This window comes from Anaerostipes amylophilus (assembly GCF_025567365.1).
Taxonomy (GTDB): domain Bacteria; phylum Bacillota; class Clostridia; order Lachnospirales; family Lachnospiraceae; genus Anaerostipes; species Anaerostipes amylophilus.
Genome location: NZ_JAOQJG010000002.1, coordinates 387,015 through 407,825 on the forward strand (window position 1 = coordinate 387,015; position 20,811 = coordinate 407,825).

Below are 20,811 nucleotides of genomic sequence, written 5' to 3' on the forward strand. Positions count from 1 at the left end.
TCATGAAGAAAGACAAAAAACAAAAGACATTACAAAGGATCATGGAATATATGAAGCCTTATCGATTTTTGATCTTTGCGTCTTTAGTGTTGGCGGTGATCAGTGTGGCACTGACACTTTATGTTCCAATTCTGACAGGACAAGGTGTGGATTGCATTATATCAAAAGGAAATGTTGATTTTGCAAGATTAATAAGTATTATAAAAACGATCGTGATCTGTATCGTATTGACGGCAGCAGCGCAGTGGCTGATGAATCATGTTAATAACCAAATTACATATAAGATTGGAAAAGATTTAAGGATTCAGGCATTTGAGCATTTGCAGAAACTGCCATTATCTTATGTAGATGCACACTCCTCAGGAGACTTGCTCAGCCGGATCGTAACGGATATTGATCAGTTTACGGATGGATTGCTGCTTGGATTTACACAGTTATTTACTGGTGTGATCACGATCATTGGAACCATTTGTTTTATGTTAGGAATCAATCCATGGATCACATTGGTCGTTGTTATTTTAAGTCCGTTTTCGTTTTTTATCGCAAGTTTTATCTCAAAGCGAAGTTTTAATATGTTCCGGAAACAATCACAGACTAGAGGAAATATGACAGGATTTGTCAATGAAATGCTTGGAAATATTAAAGTAGTCAAAGTGTTTGATCATGGAGAAAAAGCACAGGAAGAGTTTGATCAGATCAATGATGATCTTGCATATTACTCCTTAAGAGCGACATTTTTCTCATCTATCACAAATCCGGCAACCAGATTTATGTATTCAGGAATCTATGCAGGGGTTGCGATCGCAGGATGTATGAGTGTTATTCGCGGAAATATCAGTGTTGGTCAGTTATCAAGTTTTTTAAGTTATACAAACCAGTATACAAAGCCGTTTAATGAGATCACAGGGGTTATCACAGAATTTCAGAATTCGTTAGCTTCTGCGGCAAGAGTTTTTGAATTGTTAGATGAGGAGCCGATGATTCCTGATGCCAAAGATGCGAAGGCGTTACAGGATGTGAAAGGAAATGTAGAATTAGAGCATGTGGACTTTTCTTATGTAAAAGAAGTACCTTTGATCCAGGATTTTAATCTGAAAGTGGAACCAGGACAGCGGATTGCAATCGTTGGACCGACAGGATGTGGGAAAACAACGTTGATCAATCTGTTAATGCGTTTTTATGATGTGAATGTAGGAATGATCAAGGTGGAAGGAAATGATATCCGGGATGTCACGAGAGAAAGTTTACGATCCAGTTATGGAATGGTACTTCAGGAGACATGGTTAAAAGCAGGAACGATTCGTGAAAATATCTGCTATGGAAAACCAGATGCAACTGAGGAAGAGATGATCATGGCAGCAAAAGAAGCCAATGCACATGGATTTATCGAGCGAATGCCAGATGGTTATGATACGATCATTACAGAAGGTGGCGGAAATCTCTCTCAAGGACAGAAACAGCTCCTTTGTATTGCAAGGATCATGTTAAGTCTTCCTCCAATGCTGATCTTAGATGAAGCGACATCATCAATTGATACGATGACAGAGCTCCGAATTCAGAAAGCATTTGAAACGATGATGAAAGGAAGAACAAGTTTTATCGTAGCCCACCGACTTTCAACGATTCAGAATGCGGATGTGATACTTGTTATGGAAAATGGACATATTTTGGAGCAGGGAACACATGAAGAACTTTTAGCGAAAAATGGTGCGTATGCCAGATTATATAACAGCCAGTTTGCACCAGTATAAATGGTAAGATTTTTGACTGGAGATGTCATATGGAAGAAAAAGGAATGAAAAAAAAGAAAAAATTATTGAGGTTGTTTATAGAAACATTTTATTTAAGTGCATTTACCTTTGGTGGCGGCTATATGATCGTATCTTTGATGAAGAAGAAGTTTGTGAATGAATATCATTGGATCGAAGAAGACGAGATGCTTGATCTGGTGGCGATCGCACAATCAGCCCCAGGAGCAATCGCAGTGAATGGAGCAATCGTTGTTGGCTATAAATTAGCAGGTATCAGTGGTGTGATCGTAAGTGTATTCGGAGCTGTTCTACCGCCATTTTTGATTATATCTGTAGTCTCTGTTTTTTATGAAATATTTCGGGATAACGGGATTGTTGCAGCGATGCTTTCTGGTATGCAGACGGGTGTTGGCGCGGTGATCATCAGTGTTGTGTACGAGATGGCAAAAGGGCAAAGTAAGAAGGAAAACAGAATAGAACTTGCGATCATTATGGTTGTGGCATTTATGGCAAGTTATGTCTTTGATATTAGTGTGATCTACATTATTCTTGCATGTATTGGAGTTGGAATCGTACAATATGGTATTTCAAGAAAGAAGACAGGAGGCAGAAAATGATCTATCTGCAATTATTTTTAAGTTTCTTAAAGATTGGAGCATTTAGTTTCGGAGGCGGATATGCAGCAATGCCAATGATACAGCAGCAGATGGTAGACGTATATCACTGGTTGTCTGTCTCTGAATTTGGAGATCTCGTAACGATTTCGCAGATGACACCGGGACCGATCACAATTAATGCGGCGACTTTCGTGGGCATAAGAGTCGCAGGGTGGCAAGGAGCATTATGTGCAACGATGGGATGTGTATTCCCTGCGTGTGTGATCGTGACAGCAATTGCTTATTTTTATGTAAAATATCGTCATATGGAAGGAATACAAATGGTGTTAAATACTTTACGTCCTGCGGTGATCGCACTGATCTTGACTTCTGGAATTACGATCCTTGCACAGGCATTTTTTCAGGGAAGTCATATAGATCTTCAACAGATCAACTGGATACAGGGTGGTATTTTTATCGTTTGTATCTATCTTTTATTGAGAAAGAAAAAAGACCCGATCATTGTCATGCTGTTTGCGGGTGTGCTAAATGTGATTGGAAGCTTTTTCATTTCATAGGAAATTTCAATGAAATCCCCTATGAAATAAAAAAGCCCTCCGGATGGGAATATAAACGATGAGAGTGGTAAAAGTATAAATAAAACAATAGGAAGTGATAGATTTGAGTAAGATACAAGAAGCGAAGAAACTATTAAAACAATACTTTGGATATGATGAATTCCGCCAAGGTCAGGAACAATTGATCGAGGCAGCATTAAATGGACAGGATGTCTTAGGGATCATGCCGACAGGAGCAGGAAAGTCTCTTTGTTTTCAGATTCCAGCATTGATGATGGATGGAATTACACTTGTGATCTCTCCACTGATCTCGCTGATGAAAGATCAGGTTGGGACACTGAATCAAGCCGGAATTCATGCGGCATTTTTAAATAGTTCTCTGACACAGGGACAGTATCATACCGCATTAAAATATGCGATGCAGGGAAGATATAAGATCATTTATGTGGCACCAGAACGCTTGGAAACAGAAGGTTTTATCAATTTTGCGCTAAATAGGGGAGTGAAGATATCAATGTTGGCAGTTGATGAGGCACATTGTGTGTCACAGTGGGGGCAGGATTTTCGGCCAAGTTATCTAAAGATTTTGGAATTTTTAAAGAAACTTCCGTATCGGCCTGTACTGACTGCATATACAGCAACAGCGACAGCAGAAGTCAGGGATGATATTATGGATATTTTGAACCTGAGAGATCCATTTGTATTAACGACAGGGTTTGATCGGGAGAATCTTTACTATGCAGTAAAACGTCCAAGGGATAAGTATAGAGAATTACTAAGTTATTTAAAAGAAAAAGAAGAAAAGATGCCAGGAAGCAGCGGGATCATTTACTGTCTGTCTAGGAAAAATGTTGAGGAAGTCTGCTATCAGTTAAGAGAAGATGGATTCTCCGTGACAAGATACCATGCAGGATTATCGGATGAAGAACGAAAGGAAAATCAGGAAGATTTTATCTATGACAGAAAGCAGATCATGGTAGCGACAAATGCCTTTGGAATGGGAATCGACAAGCCGGATGTCCGTTTTGTTGTTCATTATAATATGCCGAAGAACATGGAAAGTTATTATCAGGAAGCAGGAAGAGCAGGACGTGATGGAGAACCTGCGGAATGTATCTTATATTATGCGCCGATTGATAACCGAACCAATCGTTTTCTGATCGAAAATGGAGAGGAGAATGAGGAATTAGATGCGATCACAAAGCAGATCGTGATGGAAAGAGACTGGGAAAGACTTCGTCAGATGACATTTTACTGCTATACGAAGGAATGTTTACGTCATTATATTTTAAATTATTTTGGAGAACAGACAAGCGGATACTGTGGAAACTGCTTAAACTGTCTGACCGAGTTTGAAACGGTTGATGCAACAATGGAAGCGAAAGCTATCATCCAATGTATTAGAGATTGTTATCGAGATTTCGGACTATCCACGATCGTTGATATTTTAAAAGGTTCAAAGAGCCAGAAAGTATTAAGCCGTCATTTAGATGAGAATTCACAATATGGAGCATTGGCATCAGAAAGCATTGCAAGGATACGACAGATCATCAATGAAATGTTAGTCTATGGATATCTGGAAATGACAGCTGATGAATATCCGGTTTTAAGCGTTGCAGATATTACTAAGATTGATGATAACTGGAACTTTGAGATCAAGATTCCAAAAGAAGTCGAAAAAGAGAAAGAAGAACGCAAGATTCAGACGAAGAAACGTAAGAAAGCAGGGGCTGTGGCAGCACTTGCTGAGGAAGATACAGAATTGTTCGAAGCATTACGTGTACTTCGAAGAATGATCGCATCCGAACAGAAAATCCCGCCATATATGGTATTTTCCGATAAGACACTGGTACATATGAGTACGATGAAACCTTCTAATGATGAGGAAATGTTAGAAGTCAATGGAGTCGGAGAACATAAGCTTCAGAAATATGGCGAACGTTTTTTAAATGAAATTCAGAAATATAAATAAAATACATAGATAATAGGAAAAGGAAATCCGTATGAACTATTTTGAAACAAATTTAGAAGAAATATCAAGATCCATACAGTTGCTTGTGCAGATATTTGAATATCAAGTGTTTGAACTTCAAGTCGAAGAAAAAGATGGAAATCAAACAGGATATGTTCCATATATGATGAACGATGCAATTGAGTGTTATCTAAGTTTTCATGGACTTCGTATCTCTGGAAAATATGACAAAGACTATGAAGGAGAGATGTGGGCACAACTGGAAGAACGAGAAGGTCGTTATGGGTTGATTGTTCATCAGGGAGAAGAAAGTGTTTTTACAATGTGGTTTGATGAGATCATGGAACATACGAACTGTTACCGGTATCATGAGATCGGACATTTCTGGAGAGATGGAGCTGAGCAGTGGCGCCAGCTAGTCTATATGATTGGAACGATCCGTGAGAAATATTGCTTTTTAGGGGAAGAAGTGTGTAATGATCAAGAGATGGAGATCATGTCATTGATCGAATTTGCACCATTTTATTACTATTTTCCGATCAATGAAGATCCAGAAGAATGGTATGACAAAACCGAAGAAGGATTAGAATGTATGAGAAATCTTGCTATGCAGGCAGGTGATAAAGATTATTTAAAATGGATCGATAAATATGAGAAGCACCCAACCAAACGAATGGAGATGACGCTTGCAAAGAAACTGCAAGATCCAAAGAGACAAGATTTATATGAATTGATCTGCGAGAAAGTCTGCAATGCTTCTGATCCATATCCAGCAAGGAACTATGGAGAAAGAATCGATCAGAAGATTCAACGATACAGAGAACAGGTTGATAAAAAACTGAAAGAACAAGGATTTACAGGAACGTATCCACAATATGAGAGCGAACATTTATCGGTTTGTGTAACAGAAGAACATCCATTTACGATCTTGGAATCTGAAGATTTTAAATTTAAGATTCAGTTGATGATCTCAGAATGCAGAGAAAAACATCCGAGAAAAAATGCTGGATTTTTTAAAGGATATCAAAGAAAAGGCAAAATAAAAAGACTCGATTTTTAATTATGAAAATCGAGTCTTTTCTTTCACTGATTTATTTATTCTTCAGCCGCTTCTTCGTCTTCATCCTCAGGTGCAGCTTCTGGTTCTGCGATGTTAACAACCAAAGTATCTTCTGGTGTAACAAGAGAGATCTTGCTGTTAGCAGCTAATGGCAAGTCTTTGACATGGATCATATCACCAACATTGTACTGTGTTAAATCAATCTCAACCTTTTCAACGATATCAGTTGGGAATGCTTTGTATTCGATTTCAGATAAGGACTGTTCAACGATACCATTCTGTACAGCATCTTCGTTTAATAATTCGATCGCAGCAGTTGTGTGGATCTTTTCGTCAGCAACTAATGCCTGGAAGTTAATAAACATTGTTTCGTTTTTCATGGCATTGTAGTCGATTTCTTTTACGATGGCGTCTACATTTTCTCCGTCAACAAGTAAAGTAATATGAGCTCCTTTTTTGTTATCCTTTAAGAATTTAGCGGCTTCACGGGAATCAACTTTCAATGGAATGGAATTTTCGATATCTCTGCCAAACAGATTTCCGATAACATAACCTTCTTTTCTTAATTTTTTAGCCTTTGTTTTCAAATCTCTTTTTTCTGCAGTTAATGTGTTCATAAAAAGTTCCTCCTTGAAAAAACATTAAGATATTATGCATGTTATGGTATAACACCGAAAGTACTTTGTGTATAAAATATATAAATACACAAAAAGAGCTCCCAGTGTAGTGGAAGCTCTTGCTGTATTGTAGGTGTTTCTATGCACTTGAGTTTATTATATCACTACTTTTTAATTTTTAAAGGGGTAAAATTGATGTATTTTTAAAAGAACAAAATGAATAAAAATCACATATATTAAATAGAAGAAAAAAGAAAGGAAAAAAGACTGTGATTTATGATTTTGCCGTTATCGGCGGTGATATGAGACAGGTATATTTAGCCAACTATCTAAAAAATCAAAGATATCAGGTTATCACATATGCAACCAAAAAAGAAGGCTCAGAATGCAAGGAAGGTAAATCTTTTGAAAATGTCATAAGAGAAGCGAAGTGCATGATTGGACCCGTCGTTTTTTCAAAAAACGGGGAAATCACAGGAAGTTCTAGCAACAAAAAAATGTCAGTAGAAACACTGCTTCAAGAAATGACGAAAGAACAGATTTTATTTGGGGGATGTATCAATGAAGAAATTCGACATGAATGTGAACAAAAAGGAATCAAAGCATTTGACTTCATGAAAATGGATGATGTCGCTATCTACAATGCGATCGCAACTGCAGAAGGTGCGATCATGGAAGCGATCAAGATGCAGCCGATCAATCTTCACAAAAGTCGTTGTCTGGTCCTTGGCTATGGAAGATGTGCAAAAGTTCTTGCAGCGAAACTAAAAGGAATGGATGCTCAGGTAACAGTCTGTGCCAGAAATAAAACAGCAAGAAGTCTTGCAAAATCTTTTGGACTTGAGGTTATGGATTTTACGGAACTAAAACGGCGGATCTGTCAGTATGATCATATTTTTAATACCGTTCCAAAACAGATCCTAAAAGAAGATATCCTCAGGAAGATCTCCAAAGAATCCTGCATCATAGATATTGCTTCCTATCCTGGTGGAACAAACCATCAAATGGCGGAAAAACTAGGAATCTGTGCAAAACTATGCCCAAGTCTTCCAGGCATTTATTCCCCGAAATCTTCTGGGATCATGCTTGCAAAAAAAGTTTTAGAAATCAGTGGAGAGATCAAACATGGTATTGAAAAATAAAAGAATCGGAGTAGCAATGACAGGTTCCTTTTGCACTTATACAAAAGCCTTTGAACAGATCGATCGCTTACTAGAAGAAGGTGCGATCCTGCAGACGATCTTTTCTGACATATCCCAGCATATCAAATGCAGGTTTGGAAAAGGTGAGGAATTTGTAAAAAGAGCACACAATATGACAGGAAATGAACCGATGAAAACGATTGAAGAAGCAGAAATCATCGGTCCGACAGGGTGTCTGGATATCCTGATTCTAATGCCATGTACAGGAAATACCATGGCGAAACTTGCCAATGGAATTACAGATACCCCGGTTTTAATGGCAGCTAAAGCGCAGCTGCGGAATGAAAAACCAGTCGTTATCTCTATGGCGAGCAATGATGCCTTAGGTATGAATCTTAAGAATATCGGGAATCTTTTAAATCATAAGCATATTTATTTTGTACCATTCGGACAGGATGATCCGGTAAAGAAGCCAAACTCCATGATCGCGGATACAAGACTGCTCATTCCGACAATTTTGCAGGCATTAAAAGGCAGACAATACCAGCCGGTTCTCATTGATCATAAAAAATAAAAAGAGGTAGCGTGTATGTGTGGAATTGCAGGATTTCTAAATCCTAGAAACAATGATAAAAAAACAGAGAAAGAAATATATCAGATCTTAAGGAAAATGAATGAAGTTCAAAGACATCGAGGTCCAGATGATGAAGGGATATTTTTGGAAAATGGCTGTGCATTAGGGCATGTACGATTGTCAATCCTTGACCTTTACAGGGGACATCAGCCAATGTGTAAAAAGAAAGAAGGAAATACCTACGCAATCATCTTAAATGGCGAGATTTATAACATGAAAACGTTAAAAGAACAACTGATCAAAGAAGGAGAAATGTTTTCGACAACGAGTGACACGGAAGTTGTATTAACCGGGTATATCAGGTATGGAATTTCTTATATTGAAGAGTTGAATGGAATTTTTTCTATTGCTCTGTGGGATGGGAAACGGAAGAAATTATATTTGATCAGAGATCGTGTTGGTGTGAAGCCGTTATTTTATACAAAACGAGGAGATACATTAATCTTTGCATCTGAGATCAAAGGCTTGTTTGCCTATCCAGGAGTCAAACCAGTGATCAACAGAGAAGGACTTTGTGAAATCTTTGGGTTAGGACCTGCAAAGTCATATGGAAAAGGAGTGTTCAAAGATATTTATGAAGTTCTTCCAGGGCATTTCCTGGAATACGATCGTGAAGGGCTGAAAGATCGTGCATATTGGGAATTGAAAGCGAAAGAACACACAGACAGCGAAAAAGATACGATCGAGCATACAAGGTGGCTAGTAAAAGATGCCGTGGAAATGCAGATGTTATCCGATATTCCAATCAGTACATTTTTATCCGGTGGAGTTGACAGTAGTCTTGTCACAGCAATCTGTGCGAAAAAGCTTCAAAAAGAAGGAAAAAATTTAAACACATTTTCCTTTGATTTTGTAAATAATCATAAATATTTTAAATCAAACGCCTTCCAGCCAAGCGAAGACCGTCCATGGGTTGATAAGATGGTTGATCATGCAAAGACAGATCACAGATATTTGGAATGCGACAATGAAAATATGATCGAAAATTTATACAAAGCAGTTGATGCCAGAGATCTTCCATGTATGGCAGATGTGGAGTCTTCGATGCTATATTTTTGTTCGAAAGTTGTAAAATATAACAAAGTAACATTAACAGGGGAGTGTGCAGATGAAATTTTTGGTGGTTATCCATGGTTTCATAAAGAGGAATGCTTCAAGGCAGAGATCTTCCCATGGTCTATGGATATGCAACCAAGAAAAATGCTGTTAAATGATGATATCATACAGAAAGTGGATTTAGAATCTTATGCAAGAACAGCTTATCAAAAGACGATCAATGAGACGCCAAAACTTTATGGAGAAGATCGGATAGAAGCTAGAAGAAGGCAGATTTCTTATCTGAATCTAAGATGGTTTATGGTAACCTTAATGGATCGCATGGATCGCACGAGCATGCATTGTGGGTTAGAAGCACGAGTGCCGTTTGCTGATCACAGGATCGTGGAATATCTTTATAATGTTCCGTGGGAGTTAAAATGTTTAAATGGTGTGGTAAAAGGATTGCTAAGAGCAGCAGGGAAAGGAATCCTGCCAGATGAGGTATTGTATCGAAGAAAAAGTCCATATCCAAAGACTTATGATCCAAACTATGAAAAAATCTTATCCAAAGAACTTCTGAAAGTTATGGCAAAAAAAGGAGCACCGATCAAAGAACTGATCGATGCATATAAACTAAGCAGATTCTTAGACAGTCCGAAAGACTATGGTAAACCATGGTATGGACAGCTGATGGCAGGTCCTCAGATGATCGCTTACCTTCTGCAAGTCAATTACTGGCTGGAAAAATACCAGATCACATTGGATCTGAGTTAGCTAGATTAACATAAAATGTCTTAAAATATATAGCCATCCTGTAACTGTAAATGCACTAAACATCGTTGTTAACATGACAACACTGGAAGAAAGAGTTCCCTCATGTCCCATATTCTTCGCCATAACAAAACTACTTACTGTTGTTGCGGAACCAAGCATGATAAGGATGGCAACCAACTTATCGGTACGGAATCCAAGTTTCACTGCAATTGGCAGGAAAATGGCACAAAGACCAATAAGTTTCATAAAAGCAGCAATGGCAGATGGTTTGATCTTTCCAAAAGCTTTTTTGATATCGAAGGTAGCGCCCATCGCCATGAGTCCCATTGGAGTGGCGACATTTCCAATGCTTGAAATAACCTTTTTAGGGATTGCAGGCATTGGAATTTTTAATGCAGACCAGACAAGTCCAGCAACAATTCCGATAAGGATTGGGTTTGTCACGATTCCTTTGACTGTTTTTTTCACAACAGTATGGTCAAGCCCACTCTGTCCAGGTTTAAATACAGATAAGACAACAACAGCCATCATATTATATAATGGTACACTTCCAATGATCATCAAAGGAGCCATTCCGGCATTTCCATAAATGTTTTGGATAAATGCGATTCCAAGGAGAGCAGCACTGCTTCGGTAAGCCGCCTGAATAAATTCACCACGGATCGTTTTATCATTGAGCAGACAAGAAATCAGAAAAGAAATCGTAATACTGATCATGGTAACGATAAAACAAAACAGGACAAACTTAACATCCCAGACTTTTGAAAAATCAACCGTTGCAAGATCCTCAAATACCAAGACAGGCAAAGGAACCATAAAAACAAACTTATTCATTTTCGAAGCAAAAATATCATCAATCCATCCAATCTTTTTAAAGACAAGTCCTAAGATCATCATCAAAAAGACGGGAACTGTAGCGTTTAAGCTAAAGATTAAATTTTCCATAATTACTCACTTTCTGTAGTATAAGCTGAACTTTTCTTTGGTGTGATCAGGTAGTGGTAGATAAAATGTTTCACTGCAACAAAATGTTTTCTCGTCCACACAAGACAAAAACCACTGAAAACAGGCAGAAAACATACGAGAGAACCAGTATGTCCAAAGTTTTTGCAAGATAGATAAGAAACGATAACACCAAAATGGAAACAAAGCAAAACAGAAGCGAAAAATTTCCATTTTCTTAAGGCGTCGGGATCTTTACTGCAAAGATATTCTGTCATAGATGTCGTAAACTGACGCAGGTTATTCGTAGAAAAAATTGTAGAGCAGGTAAATCCATCCCCACCCTTAAAGGAACACCACTGAATTGCCATTGCAAAATACAACGGATAGAGGGCAATGAAATCATTCAGATCCGATGGAAGAAAAGCAACGATCAAGGCTGCCATTGCATCTATAAAAAGACTGACATAAGGAAGATGCAGCCTTGTAAACTTCGGTAAGATCACCGTCAGTGATAATGCAAACATATAAATAAAAACACCAAGAAGTCGCACAAAGAAATTCGCATCTGGGTGTCCAGCAAGATCTGCAAATACAGAGATCAGATTCGAAGTCTGCGCAGAACCAAAGAGTTCATGATGATTAAGAATCGAAAAACCACCAAGAAATCCCCCAACGATTGCCATATTAAAATGGATCCAACGATCCATATCCCTACTACACATGAAAAAACCAGCTTTCTTAAAAATATTTCCAAAATATTATATAACCATCCAGAAGAATTGTAAAGTTATGATTTGTACGTAAGTTTGTATTCACTAACTGAAGGCGGTAGTGGTTTCGATTACGTAAATTATTTGAATATTATAAAAAGGGTTATCTGTCTGAGTCGAGCGAGAGCGCGTCGCAGACAGATAACCCTTTTTATAACATTCCACCAATAATTTTCGTCATCAAACTAGCAAATTAAAATTTCGTGATCATTTCCATGATCTCATTACTTCTCTGAACAAATTTTGTCATTTCTTCAGGAGCTAATGTTGTATGACTTAACATGGCAAGATCATACAGCTGTTCGCAAATAATCTTTGCATTTTGGGCATCTCCATGCTCAAACAGATATTTCACAAGTGTATTATTTGCATTTAGAGTCAGAACCTGTGCAGGAGCACCAAACATATTAGGGTCCATACCAGGCATTACATACATCTTCATCATATCCTGCATACGTCTGCTTTCTTCAGATAAAGTGATGATAGAAGAAATCTTTGCATCTTTTAATTTTTCAACGTGAACTTCAAGATTTTCTTTGTTTAAAGTCTTTCTAAACAGGTCAGTTAAAGAAGTCTTGATTTTATCTAATTCTTTTTCATCTACATCTTCTTTAAGGGCATCTTCGACATCCGCATCGATACGTTTAAATTTGATATGCTGATTCTGCTGTTCAATCTGTGTGATAAATGCAGAATCAATGTTATGATTTAAAATGACAGCATCCATATCCTGTTCTTTGAACATATTGATATACTGGCTTTGCTGAACTTCATCTGTGATATAGTATAAAGTTGTCACATCATCATCGTTTGCAGGAGCTGGAACAAGGTCACTTAATGTTACATATTTATGTTCCATATTCTTAAATAAGATGTAATCTTTGATCTTATCTGCAAATTTCTGGTCACGGATGAATCCAAATTTGATAAATGGACTGATATCATCCCAGTATTTTTCATAAGATTCACGGTCTGTCTTGCACATACCAGTTAACTTATCAGCAACTTTCTTTGTGATGTAATCAGAAATTTTCTTCACGAATCCATCGTTCTGAAGAGCACTTCTTGATACGTTCAGTGGAAGGTCAGGACAATCGATCACACCTTTTAATAACATTAAGAATTCAGGAATGACTTCTTTGATGTTATCGGCGATAAATACCTGATTGTTATATAATTTAATTGTTCCTTCGATAGAATCATATTCTGTATTGATCTGAGGAAAGTAAAGGATACCTTTTAAGTTAAATGGGTAATCCATGTTTAGATGGATCCAGAATAATGGTTCTTTAAAGTCATGGAAGACTTTGTGGTAGAATTCTTTGTATTCTTCGTCTGTACATTCATTTGGACGTTTATTCCAAAGTGGATGTGTATCACTTAAAGAAACAGGACGTTTGTTGATCTTTACAAGATCTTTTGCTGGAGATACTTCAACTGTTTCTTTTGTACCATCTTCGTTTTCTTTTTCTTCTGTTTTTGCATCTTCATGAATATGTTCTACAACAACATCATCATCTTTTACCTGATCTTCTGGGATTGTTTCAAATTCCTGTTCAGCACCTTCTACAGATAAGAAGATCTCAGTTGGCATGAAAGAGCAGTATTTCTCGATGATCTCTCTTGCACGGTATTCATTTGTGAATTCTGTACTTTCTTCATTTAAGAATAAAGTGATCTCCGTACCAACAGACTCTTTTGTACCAGTTGTCATTGTATACTCTGTACCACCATCACAAGTCCAGTGAACAGGTTCAGCTCCTTCTTTATAAGAAAGAGTATCAATCGTAACTTCATCAGCTACCATAAATGCAGAATAGAAACCAAGACCGAAATGTCCGATGATCTGGTCACCTTCTGTTTTATCTTTGTACTGCTCTAAGAACTGAGTCGCTCCAGAAAATGCGATCTGCGTGATGTATTTCTCAACTTCGTCCGCTGTCATACCAAGACCAGTATCGATGAATTTTAAAGTTTTCTTCTCAGGGTCAAGGATAACGTCAACTTTATTTTTATGTCCTTCTGGGAAATTGTATTCTCCCATCATGTCTAATTTCTTTAATTTTGTGATGGCATCGCATCCGTTAGAGATTAATTCACGGAAGAAAATATCGTGATCGGAATAAAGCCATTTCTTAATAATTGGAAAAATATTATCGCTGTTAATGGAAAGAGTTCCTTTTTTTTCTGCCATAATGTTACACTCCTTTATTTAAAAATATTTTAGTCTTATTTTAAGTGTTCTATGTCAAATAGAACTTTTATAAATGTTATTGTAGAACCAAAGTTGATAAAAGTCAAGTAAAAATTAGCACTCAATAAAAAAGAGTGCTAATAATACATATACTTGTTAATTCTACAGCTACCTGTATAAAATAAAGGAGGAAAAACAAATGGATGAGATGTATAAAGATATTTACAAAAAGCTAATGACTCTTCAATGGCTTTTAAGGCGTTATCAGATGATGAATTGTAAGGAACACAATATTTATGAAAATAGAAATGAAGGACAGGGAAGAGTTCTTGCATTACTTAAGATTCAGCCAGAGATTGCGACGAAAGATATGGCATATCTCTTAGGAATTAAACAGCAGTCATTAAATGAGTTGTTAAAGAAACTTGAAAAAAGTGGATATGTTAAAAGAAAACCATCAAAAGAAGACAAACGAGTTATGATCGTATGTCTGACAGAAGAAGGCAAAAAGGTTAAGCAGAAAGAAGAAGAATATAAAGAAATCTTTGATTGTCTGACCAATGAAGAATTAGAGCAATTTTCTTCCTACATTGATCGAATTCTTTCCTCGCTGGAAGAAATGGTTGGGAACCCATTAGATCAGGAAGCATATGACAATTCCAATGATGCTTGGGATGTCTGTTAATATGATCTATAATCTTACGGATACATTTTTTATAGGAAAATTAAATGATACACATGAACTAGCAGCAATTTCATTATTACTGCCATTTGCAACATTCTTGATGGTTTGTTGATCATTTCGAGTCTTATGTTTAATTATTATGCAATGAAATATGGAGACTATGTTCTTGCAGGATTTGGTATTTCTCAAAAAGACAGTCATATATCAGACAGAATTGATCACAGGATTGGTTGTCGTACTGTTTATATTTCGAAGATTCGTTGTGGTTTCTGAAGCAATTTCATGCATGACGGGATGTGTGATGTATTATTTGATCCGAAGTAAATGATTTATGGTTTTTTAAAAAAAAGTGTGGTATAGTATGTTTAATTAAAGAAAGTAAAAGTTTTACGGAAAGGAAATGGCTGCAGTTGATGCAGTTCTTTACGGCAATCCTTCTTTTTAATGATGCACTTGCGTATATATTTCGTGGATGTGTAGGAAGTCTTGGACATTATATGGTGCGTATCAGCAATTTTATGGTATTTATATTGAGTGATGTGATCATGTTCTTTTTTCATGTCTATGTGTGCAGTTATTTATTTGAAGATGGAGAATGGAAAAACACTACAAAATACTTATGAATATGCCAGTGATGGAGTTGTGCCACAGATCGATAATTTACAGGCAGTTCCAATCGATGTTATATCTGTATGGATGGAGTCTTTTGAGAAAGACGAAGTTTATTTTATATCAAATATAGAACAGGAGAATGGATTTGAGTCTTATGGTATGCTGCAGGAACAAGATGTAGACAGACTTCTTGCGGTACCACTTAAAAGAGAAAAATAAGACCAGAAAGAGATAATTAATGAACAAAATAAATTACCAAAAGCAATTAGATAAAGTAATCGAAAATTTAGGAGAAACGAAACCAACATTGCTACTCCACAGTTGCTGCGCCCCATGCAGCAGCTACGTCCTGGAGTATCTCTCCCAATATTTCGATATCACCATCGACTACTACAACCCCAACATCGACTCCAAAGAAGAGTACGAAAAAAGAGTTCATGAGCAGCAGCGATTGGTCAATGAAATGAATCTTCCTATTAAAGTGATCGATGCCGGATATGATCCACAGACGTTCTTTGATATGGCAAAGGGGTATGAGCAGGAACCAGAAGGCGGCAAGAGATGTTACCGCTGCTACAAGCTAAGACTGGATCAGGCAGCCAAGCTTGCCAAAGAAGGCGGATATGACTATTTCACAACAACTCTCACGATCAGTCCGTTAAAAAACGCATCATGGCTGAATGAATTAGGACAGAAAGCAGGAGAACTTTTGGGTGTAGAATTTCTGCCATCAGATTTTAAAAAGAAAGGTGGCTACCAGAGATCTATTCAGTTATCCAAAGAATATAATCTGTATCGCCAGAATTTCTGCGGTTGCATTTTCTCGAAGCGAGAAAGTGAAGAACGGATGAACAAACAAAAAAACATAGAAAAAATGTAGAAAAATACAAAAAAGTACTTGCAACGACAAAAAATTTATGATAAAATTTTTACAATTTGTAGAGAAATATTTCTGAAATAAAAAATGACCCAGGTATTGGAAGGACAAAATGGCTGAATTTCCAATACTTAGCTTCGTAATTTTTATTTTAGGATATTTCTTTTTTTTATACAAACAATAAGGGTTATGAGCAAACCCTTATTCTATAGGTAGAAAGTTAGTCTTTTCTACTATATACCCTATGAATGAGACTTTTTAGGAGGAAAAATTACATGAACGCATTTTTGATATTGGAAGACGGACACGTATTTGAGGGAAAAAGTTTTGGAGCCCAAAAAGAAGTGATCTGTGAAGTCGTATTTAATACTTCCATGACAGGTTATTTAGAAGTATTAACAGACCCTTCCTATCAGGGACAGGGAGTCGTAATGACTTATCCACTGATTGGAAACTATGGAGTATGTCTAGAGGACATCGAATCTGAAAAACCTTGGCATTCAGCCTTTATCGTAAGAGAAATCTCAAGAACTTCAAGTAACTTCCGAAGGGAAGAAGACTTAGAAGATTATCTAAAAGAACATGATATCCCAGGTGTTTGTGGTGTTGACACAAGAGCAATCACAAAGATCTTAAGAGAGCACGGATGCATGGGTGGAATGATCACTACAAATCCTAATTTTAATTTAGATGAAATCCTTCCAAAATTAAAAGAATACAGAGTGACAAATGCAGTAAAAACTGTTTCAAGAACAGAAAAAGAACATTTTCCTGGAGATGGATTTAAAGTTGCATTATTAGATCTTGGAACAAAAAATAATATTATCCGTTCTTTACAAAAACGTGGATGTGACGTTACAGTTTATCCTGCAGATACAACAGCGGAAGAAATCTTAGGAGATGATCCAGATGGAATTATGTTATCAAACGGACCTGGAGATCCAAAAGAATGTGTAGAGATCATCAAAGAGATCAAGAAGTTATATGACAGTGAAGTACCAATTTTTGCAATTTGTTTAGGACATCAGTTAATGGCACTTGCAACAGGTGCAGACACAGAAAAAATGCGTTGGGGACATCGTGGAGGAAATCATCCGGTCAAAGATTTAAAGAGCGGACGTGTTTACATTTCTTCTCAGAACCACGGATATGTGATCAAAGAAGAAACAATCGATCCAGATGTTGCAGAAGTTTCCTTTATCAATGTAAATGATAAAACAATCGAAGGATTAGACTATAAAAATAAAAATATTCGAACAGTTCAGTTCCATCCAGAAGCATGTCCTGGACCACAGGATACCAATTATTTATTTGATGAATTTATGGATAGAATGAAAGGAGCAAAAAATGCCTAAGAGAGAAGATATAAAGAAAGTACTTGTAATCGGGTCAGGACCAATCGTTATTGGACAGGCAGCAGAATTTGACTATGCAGGAACACAGGCTTGTAGAGCACTTCAGGAAGAAGGAGTGGAAGTAGTTTTAGTAAACTCAAACCCTGCAACAATCATGACAGATAAAGATATTGCCGATAAAGTATATATCGAGCCATTAACAGCTCCTGTCATTGAAAAGATCATCGAAAAAGAAAAACCGGACAGTATCCTTCCAACACTTGGTGGACAGGCAGCTTTAAACCTTGCAATGGAATTAGTAGAAAGCGGATATCTTGAAAAATCTGGAGTGAAACTGATCGGTACATCTCCATCAACAATTAAGAAAGCAGAAGACCGCCTGGAATTCCAGCAGACAATGGAAAAGATCGGAGAACCGATCGCAGCAGGACAGGTTGTTAAAACTGTAGAAGATGGAGTAGAATTCGCCAAAGTGATCGGATATCCAGCCGTACTTCGTCCAGCATATACACTTGGAGGAAGTGGTGGAGGAATCGCCCACAATCAGGAAGAATTAGAGACAATCCTTGAAAATGGTCTTCGTTTAAGCCGTGTAGGGGAAGTATTAGTAGAACGTTATATCGGTGGATGGAAAGAAGTCGAATACGAAGTAATGCGTGACGAAAATGGAACATGTATTACAATCTGTAACATGGAAAACATCGACCCAGTTGGTGTTCATACAGGAGACAGTATCGTAGTTGCTCCATCTCAGACATTAGGAGATAAAGAATACCAGATGCTTCGTACATCTGCATTAAATATCATCACAGAATTAGATGTTCATGGTGGATGTAACGTACAGTATGCATTAAATCCAGACAGCTTTGAATATTGTGTTATCGAGGTAAACCCTCGAGTAAGCCGTTCTTCAGCGTTAGCTTCCAAAGCAACAGGATACCCAATCGCGAAAGTAACAGCCAAGATCGCGATTGGATATACATTAGATGAAATCGAAAATGCGGTAACAAAGAAAACGTATGCAAGTTTTGAGCCAATGCTTGACTATTGTGTAGTGAAAATGCCAAGACTTCCATTTGATAAATTTATTCATGCAAAACGTACTCTGACAACTCAGATGAAAGCAACTGGAGAAGTTATGAGTATCGGAACAAACTTTGAAGGGGCGTTAATGAAAGCCATCCGTTCCTTAGAGCAGCATGTAGACAGCTTAATTTTCGGTGATTACGATAAATTAACAGATGATGAATTATTAAAAGAACTTGAAAAGATCGACGACCTTCGTATCTATGTGATTGCAGAAGCAATTCGTCGTGGATTTGACTATGATACGATTTTTAACATCACAAAGATTGACCGCTGGTTCTTAGATAAGATCGCAGTCTTAGTTGAGATGGAAAAGAAATTAGCACAAGCCGATACATTAGATAAAGCTTTATTACAGGAAGCAAAACGTTTAGAATTCCCAGATAAAGTGATCGGAAGCTTAACAGGTAAGACAGAACGTGAGATCAAAGAATTAAGAAATGAATATAATATTCATGCATCTTACAAGATGGTAGATACATGTGCAGCTGAGTTTGATGCAGCAACACCTTACTACTATTCTTGCTATGACGGAGAAAATGAAGTCGAAGAAACATCAGGAAAGAAAAAAGTCATGGTACTTGGTTCTGGACCAATCCGTATCGGACAGGGTATCGAATTCGACTTCTGTTCTGTACACAGTGTATGGGCATTAAGCAAAGAAGGATACGAGACAATCATCGTAAACAACAACCCTGAAACAGTTTCTACAGACTTTGATGTCGCTGATAAACTTTATTTTGAACCATTAACAGCAGAAGATGTAGAAAGTATCGTAGATCTTGAGAAACCAGACGGTGCAGTCGTACAGTTCGGTGGACAGACAGCGATCAAATTAACAGAAGCACTGATGAAGATGGGAGTACCAATCCTTGGAACAAGTGCTGAAAATGTAGATGCAGCTGAAGATAGAGAATTATTTGACGAGATCTTAGAAGAATGCTGTATCCCAAGACCAAAAGGAACAACAGTCTTTACATGCGAAGAAGCAATCAAAGTTGCACATGAACTTGGATATCCAGTGCTTGTAAGACCTTCTTATGTACTTGGTGGACAGGGAATGCAGATTGCGGTATCTGATGAAGATATTACAGCATTTATGGAAGTTATCAACCGTTACGAGCAGGAACATCCAATCTTGATTGATAAATATCTGGTTGGTAAAGAAGTCGAAGTTGATGCTGTTTGTGATGGAACAGATATTCTGATCCCAGGAATCATGGAACATGTGGAACGTGCCGGAATCCATTCAGGAGACAGCATTTCCGTATATCCATCTATTAATTTAACAGATAGGATTAAACGAATCATCGCAGAATATACAAGAAAACTTGCAAAATCATTACACGTTATCGGACTGATCAACATTCAGTTTATCGTAGCAGATGATGAAGTATATGTCATCGAAGTAAACCCAAGATCTAGCCGTACTGTACCTTATATCAGTAAAGTAACAGGTATTCCGATCGTAGCATTAGCAGCGAAAGTGATCACAGGGGCAAAGATCAGAGATCTTGGATATGAACCAGGACTTCAGAAAGAATCTGAATACTATGCAGTGAAGAAACCTGTCTTCTCATTTGAAAAATTAAGAGGAGCAGAGATTAGCCTTGGACCTGAAATGAAATCTACAGGTGAGTGCTTAGGTATTTCTAAGAACTTCCATGAAGCATTATATAAAGCGTTCTTAGGAGCTGGAGTCAATCTTCCAAAATATAAGAAGATGATCTTAACAGTCAAGGATTCTGATAAGATCGATGCGATCGATATCGGACATAGATTTGAAGCGTTAGGATATGAGATCTTCTCAACAAAGAGCACATGCAGAGTCTTAAATGAAGCTGGAGTTCATGCAAAACCAATCAATAAATTAGAAGAACCATCTCCAAACTTGCTAGATCTCATTTTAGATGATAAAATTGATTTAGTCATTGATACACCATCACAGGGTGTAGGTCGAAGCAAAGATGGATTCCTGATCCGCCGTTACGCGATCGAAACAGGAGTAACATGCCTTACAAGTCTTGATACGGCAGATGCTCTGCTGACTAGTTTGGAAACAGGAAACAGAGATCAGCTCAGCGTAGTTGATATCGCACAGATTTAATAGAAGTAAGAAGGAGTG

General features: G+C 37.4%; 20 protein-coding genes. 16 read left to right on the top strand and 4 right to left on the bottom strand.

Annotated elements, in window-relative coordinates:
- Positions 1–2 precede the first annotated feature (2 nt).
- From OCV53_RS04365 to OCV53_RS04385, 5 genes are all read left to right on the top strand, one after another.
- A complete protein-coding gene (locus tag OCV53_RS04365; protein ID WP_055196695.1) occupies positions 3–1,751 on the top strand; it encodes an ABC transporter ATP-binding protein in 1,749 nt (582 codons plus the stop codon).
- 29 nt (positions 1,752–1,780) lie between these two features.
- Entirely contained in the window at positions 1,781–2,368 is a 588-nt protein-coding gene (locus tag OCV53_RS04370; protein WP_081019955.1) for a chromate transporter, read from the top strand.
- A complete protein-coding gene (locus tag OCV53_RS04375) occupies positions 2,365–2,925 on the top strand; it encodes a chromate transporter (protein WP_055196696.1) in 561 nt (186 codons plus the stop codon). Before OCV53_RS04370 ends, OCV53_RS04375 begins: the two co-directional genes overlap by 4 nt.
- 94 nt (positions 2,926–3,019) lie before the next feature.
- Positions 3,020–4,897 carry a DNA helicase RecQ gene (recQ, locus tag OCV53_RS04380; RefSeq protein WP_081019958.1) on the top strand — a complete coding sequence of 626 codons (1,878 nt, stop codon included), beginning with the start codon at positions 3,020–3,022 and terminating at the stop codon, positions 4,895–4,897.
- Between the two features lie 31 nt (positions 4,898–4,928).
- Positions 4,929–5,957, top strand: coding sequence for a DUF3878 family protein (locus OCV53_RS04385; RefSeq protein ID WP_055196697.1), 1,029 nt, complete (start codon positions 4,929–4,931; stop codon positions 5,955–5,957).
- A gap of 35 nt (positions 5,958–5,992) precedes the next feature.
- On the opposite strand, the gene OCV53_RS04390 is transcribed toward OCV53_RS04385, so the two are convergent.
- Positions 5,993–6,574: a 50S ribosomal protein L25 gene (locus tag OCV53_RS04390; RefSeq protein ID WP_055196698.1), complete on the bottom strand. Its 582-nt coding sequence runs from the start codon at positions 6,572–6,574 to the stop codon at positions 5,993–5,995.
- A 269-nt stretch (positions 6,575–6,843) separates the two neighbouring features.
- Here OCV53_RS04390 and dpsA point away from each other — a divergent pair, with 269 nt between their 5' ends.
- The 3 genes from dpsA to asnB are packed head-to-tail and all read left to right on the top strand — an operon-like array spanning position 6,844 to position 10,162.
- On the top strand, positions 6,844–7,716 hold the full coding sequence (gene dpsA / locus OCV53_RS04395) for a dipicolinate synthase subunit DpsA (RefSeq protein WP_055196699.1): 873 nt from the start codon (positions 6,844–6,846) through the stop codon (positions 7,714–7,716).
- Positions 7,700–8,290 (top strand): dipicolinate synthase subunit B, encoded by a 591-nt coding sequence (locus tag OCV53_RS04400; RefSeq protein WP_055196752.1) that lies wholly within the window; start codon positions 7,700–7,702, stop codon positions 8,288–8,290. Before dpsA ends, OCV53_RS04400 begins: the two co-directional genes overlap by 17 nt.
- Before the next feature lie 15 nt (positions 8,291–8,305).
- Entirely contained in the window at positions 8,306–10,162 is a 1,857-nt protein-coding gene (gene asnB, locus OCV53_RS04405; RefSeq protein ID WP_055196700.1) for an asparagine synthase (glutamine-hydrolyzing), read from the top strand.
- Here asnB and OCV53_RS04410 read toward each other — a convergent pair whose 3' ends face one another.
- The 3 genes from OCV53_RS04410 to htpG form a co-directional block, all read right to left on the bottom strand.
- On the bottom strand, positions 10,163–11,107 hold the full coding sequence (locus tag OCV53_RS04410) for an AEC family transporter (protein WP_055196701.1): 945 nt from the start codon (positions 11,105–11,107) through the stop codon (positions 10,163–10,165).
- Positions 11,108–11,109: 2 nt separating this feature from the next.
- Complete coding sequence (locus OCV53_RS04415) at positions 11,110–11,814, bottom strand: YoaK family protein (RefSeq protein WP_242852111.1); 705 nt, start codon at positions 11,812–11,814, stop codon at positions 11,110–11,112.
- Positions 11,815–12,070: 256 nt separating this feature from the next.
- Positions 12,071–14,071, bottom strand: a complete 2,001-nt coding sequence (htpG, locus tag OCV53_RS04420; protein ID WP_055196703.1) for a molecular chaperone HtpG — start codon at positions 14,069–14,071, stop codon at positions 12,071–12,073.
- 199 nt (positions 14,072–14,270) lie between these two features.
- On the opposite strand from htpG, the gene OCV53_RS04425 reads away from it, so the two are divergent.
- From OCV53_RS04425 to carB, 8 genes are all read left to right on the top strand, one after another.
- Positions 14,271–14,756, top strand: a complete 486-nt coding sequence (locus tag OCV53_RS04425; protein ID WP_022375095.1) for a MarR family winged helix-turn-helix transcriptional regulator — start codon at positions 14,271–14,273, stop codon at positions 14,754–14,756.
- Between the two features lies 1 nt (position 14,757).
- Positions 14,758–14,868 (top strand): hypothetical protein, encoded by a 111-nt coding sequence (locus OCV53_RS04430; RefSeq protein ID WP_242852112.1) that lies wholly within the window; start codon positions 14,758–14,760, stop codon positions 14,866–14,868.
- A 54-nt stretch (positions 14,869–14,922) separates the two neighbouring features.
- A complete protein-coding gene (locus tag OCV53_RS04435) occupies positions 14,923–15,084 on the top strand; it encodes a hypothetical protein (RefSeq protein WP_155492457.1) in 162 nt (53 codons plus the stop codon).
- An 82-nt stretch (positions 15,085–15,166) separates the two neighbouring features.
- Positions 15,167–15,379 carry a hypothetical protein gene (locus OCV53_RS04440; protein WP_148368908.1) on the top strand — a complete coding sequence of 71 codons (213 nt, stop codon included), beginning with the start codon at positions 15,167–15,169 and terminating at the stop codon, positions 15,377–15,379.
- Positions 15,339–15,587, top strand: coding sequence for a hypothetical protein (locus OCV53_RS04445; RefSeq protein WP_148368910.1), 249 nt, complete (start codon positions 15,339–15,341; stop codon positions 15,585–15,587). The genes OCV53_RS04440 and OCV53_RS04445 overlap by 41 nt, the downstream gene beginning before the upstream one ends.
- Positions 15,588–15,606: 19 nt before the next feature.
- Complete coding sequence (locus OCV53_RS04450; RefSeq protein ID WP_055196705.1) at positions 15,607–16,248, top strand: epoxyqueuosine reductase QueH; 642 nt, start codon at positions 15,607–15,609, stop codon at positions 16,246–16,248.
- 272 nt (positions 16,249–16,520) lie between these two features.
- Positions 16,521–17,600 carry a carbamoyl phosphate synthase small subunit gene (locus OCV53_RS04455; RefSeq protein WP_055196706.1) on the top strand — a complete coding sequence of 360 codons (1,080 nt, stop codon included), beginning with the start codon at positions 16,521–16,523 and terminating at the stop codon, positions 17,598–17,600.
- Positions 17,593–20,793 carry a carbamoyl-phosphate synthase large subunit gene (gene carB / locus OCV53_RS04460; RefSeq protein ID WP_055196707.1) on the top strand — a complete coding sequence of 1,067 codons (3,201 nt, stop codon included), beginning with the start codon at positions 17,593–17,595 and terminating at the stop codon, positions 20,791–20,793. Before OCV53_RS04455 ends, carB begins: the two co-directional genes overlap by 8 nt.
- The last annotated feature ends 18 nt before the right edge of the window (positions 20,794–20,811 follow it).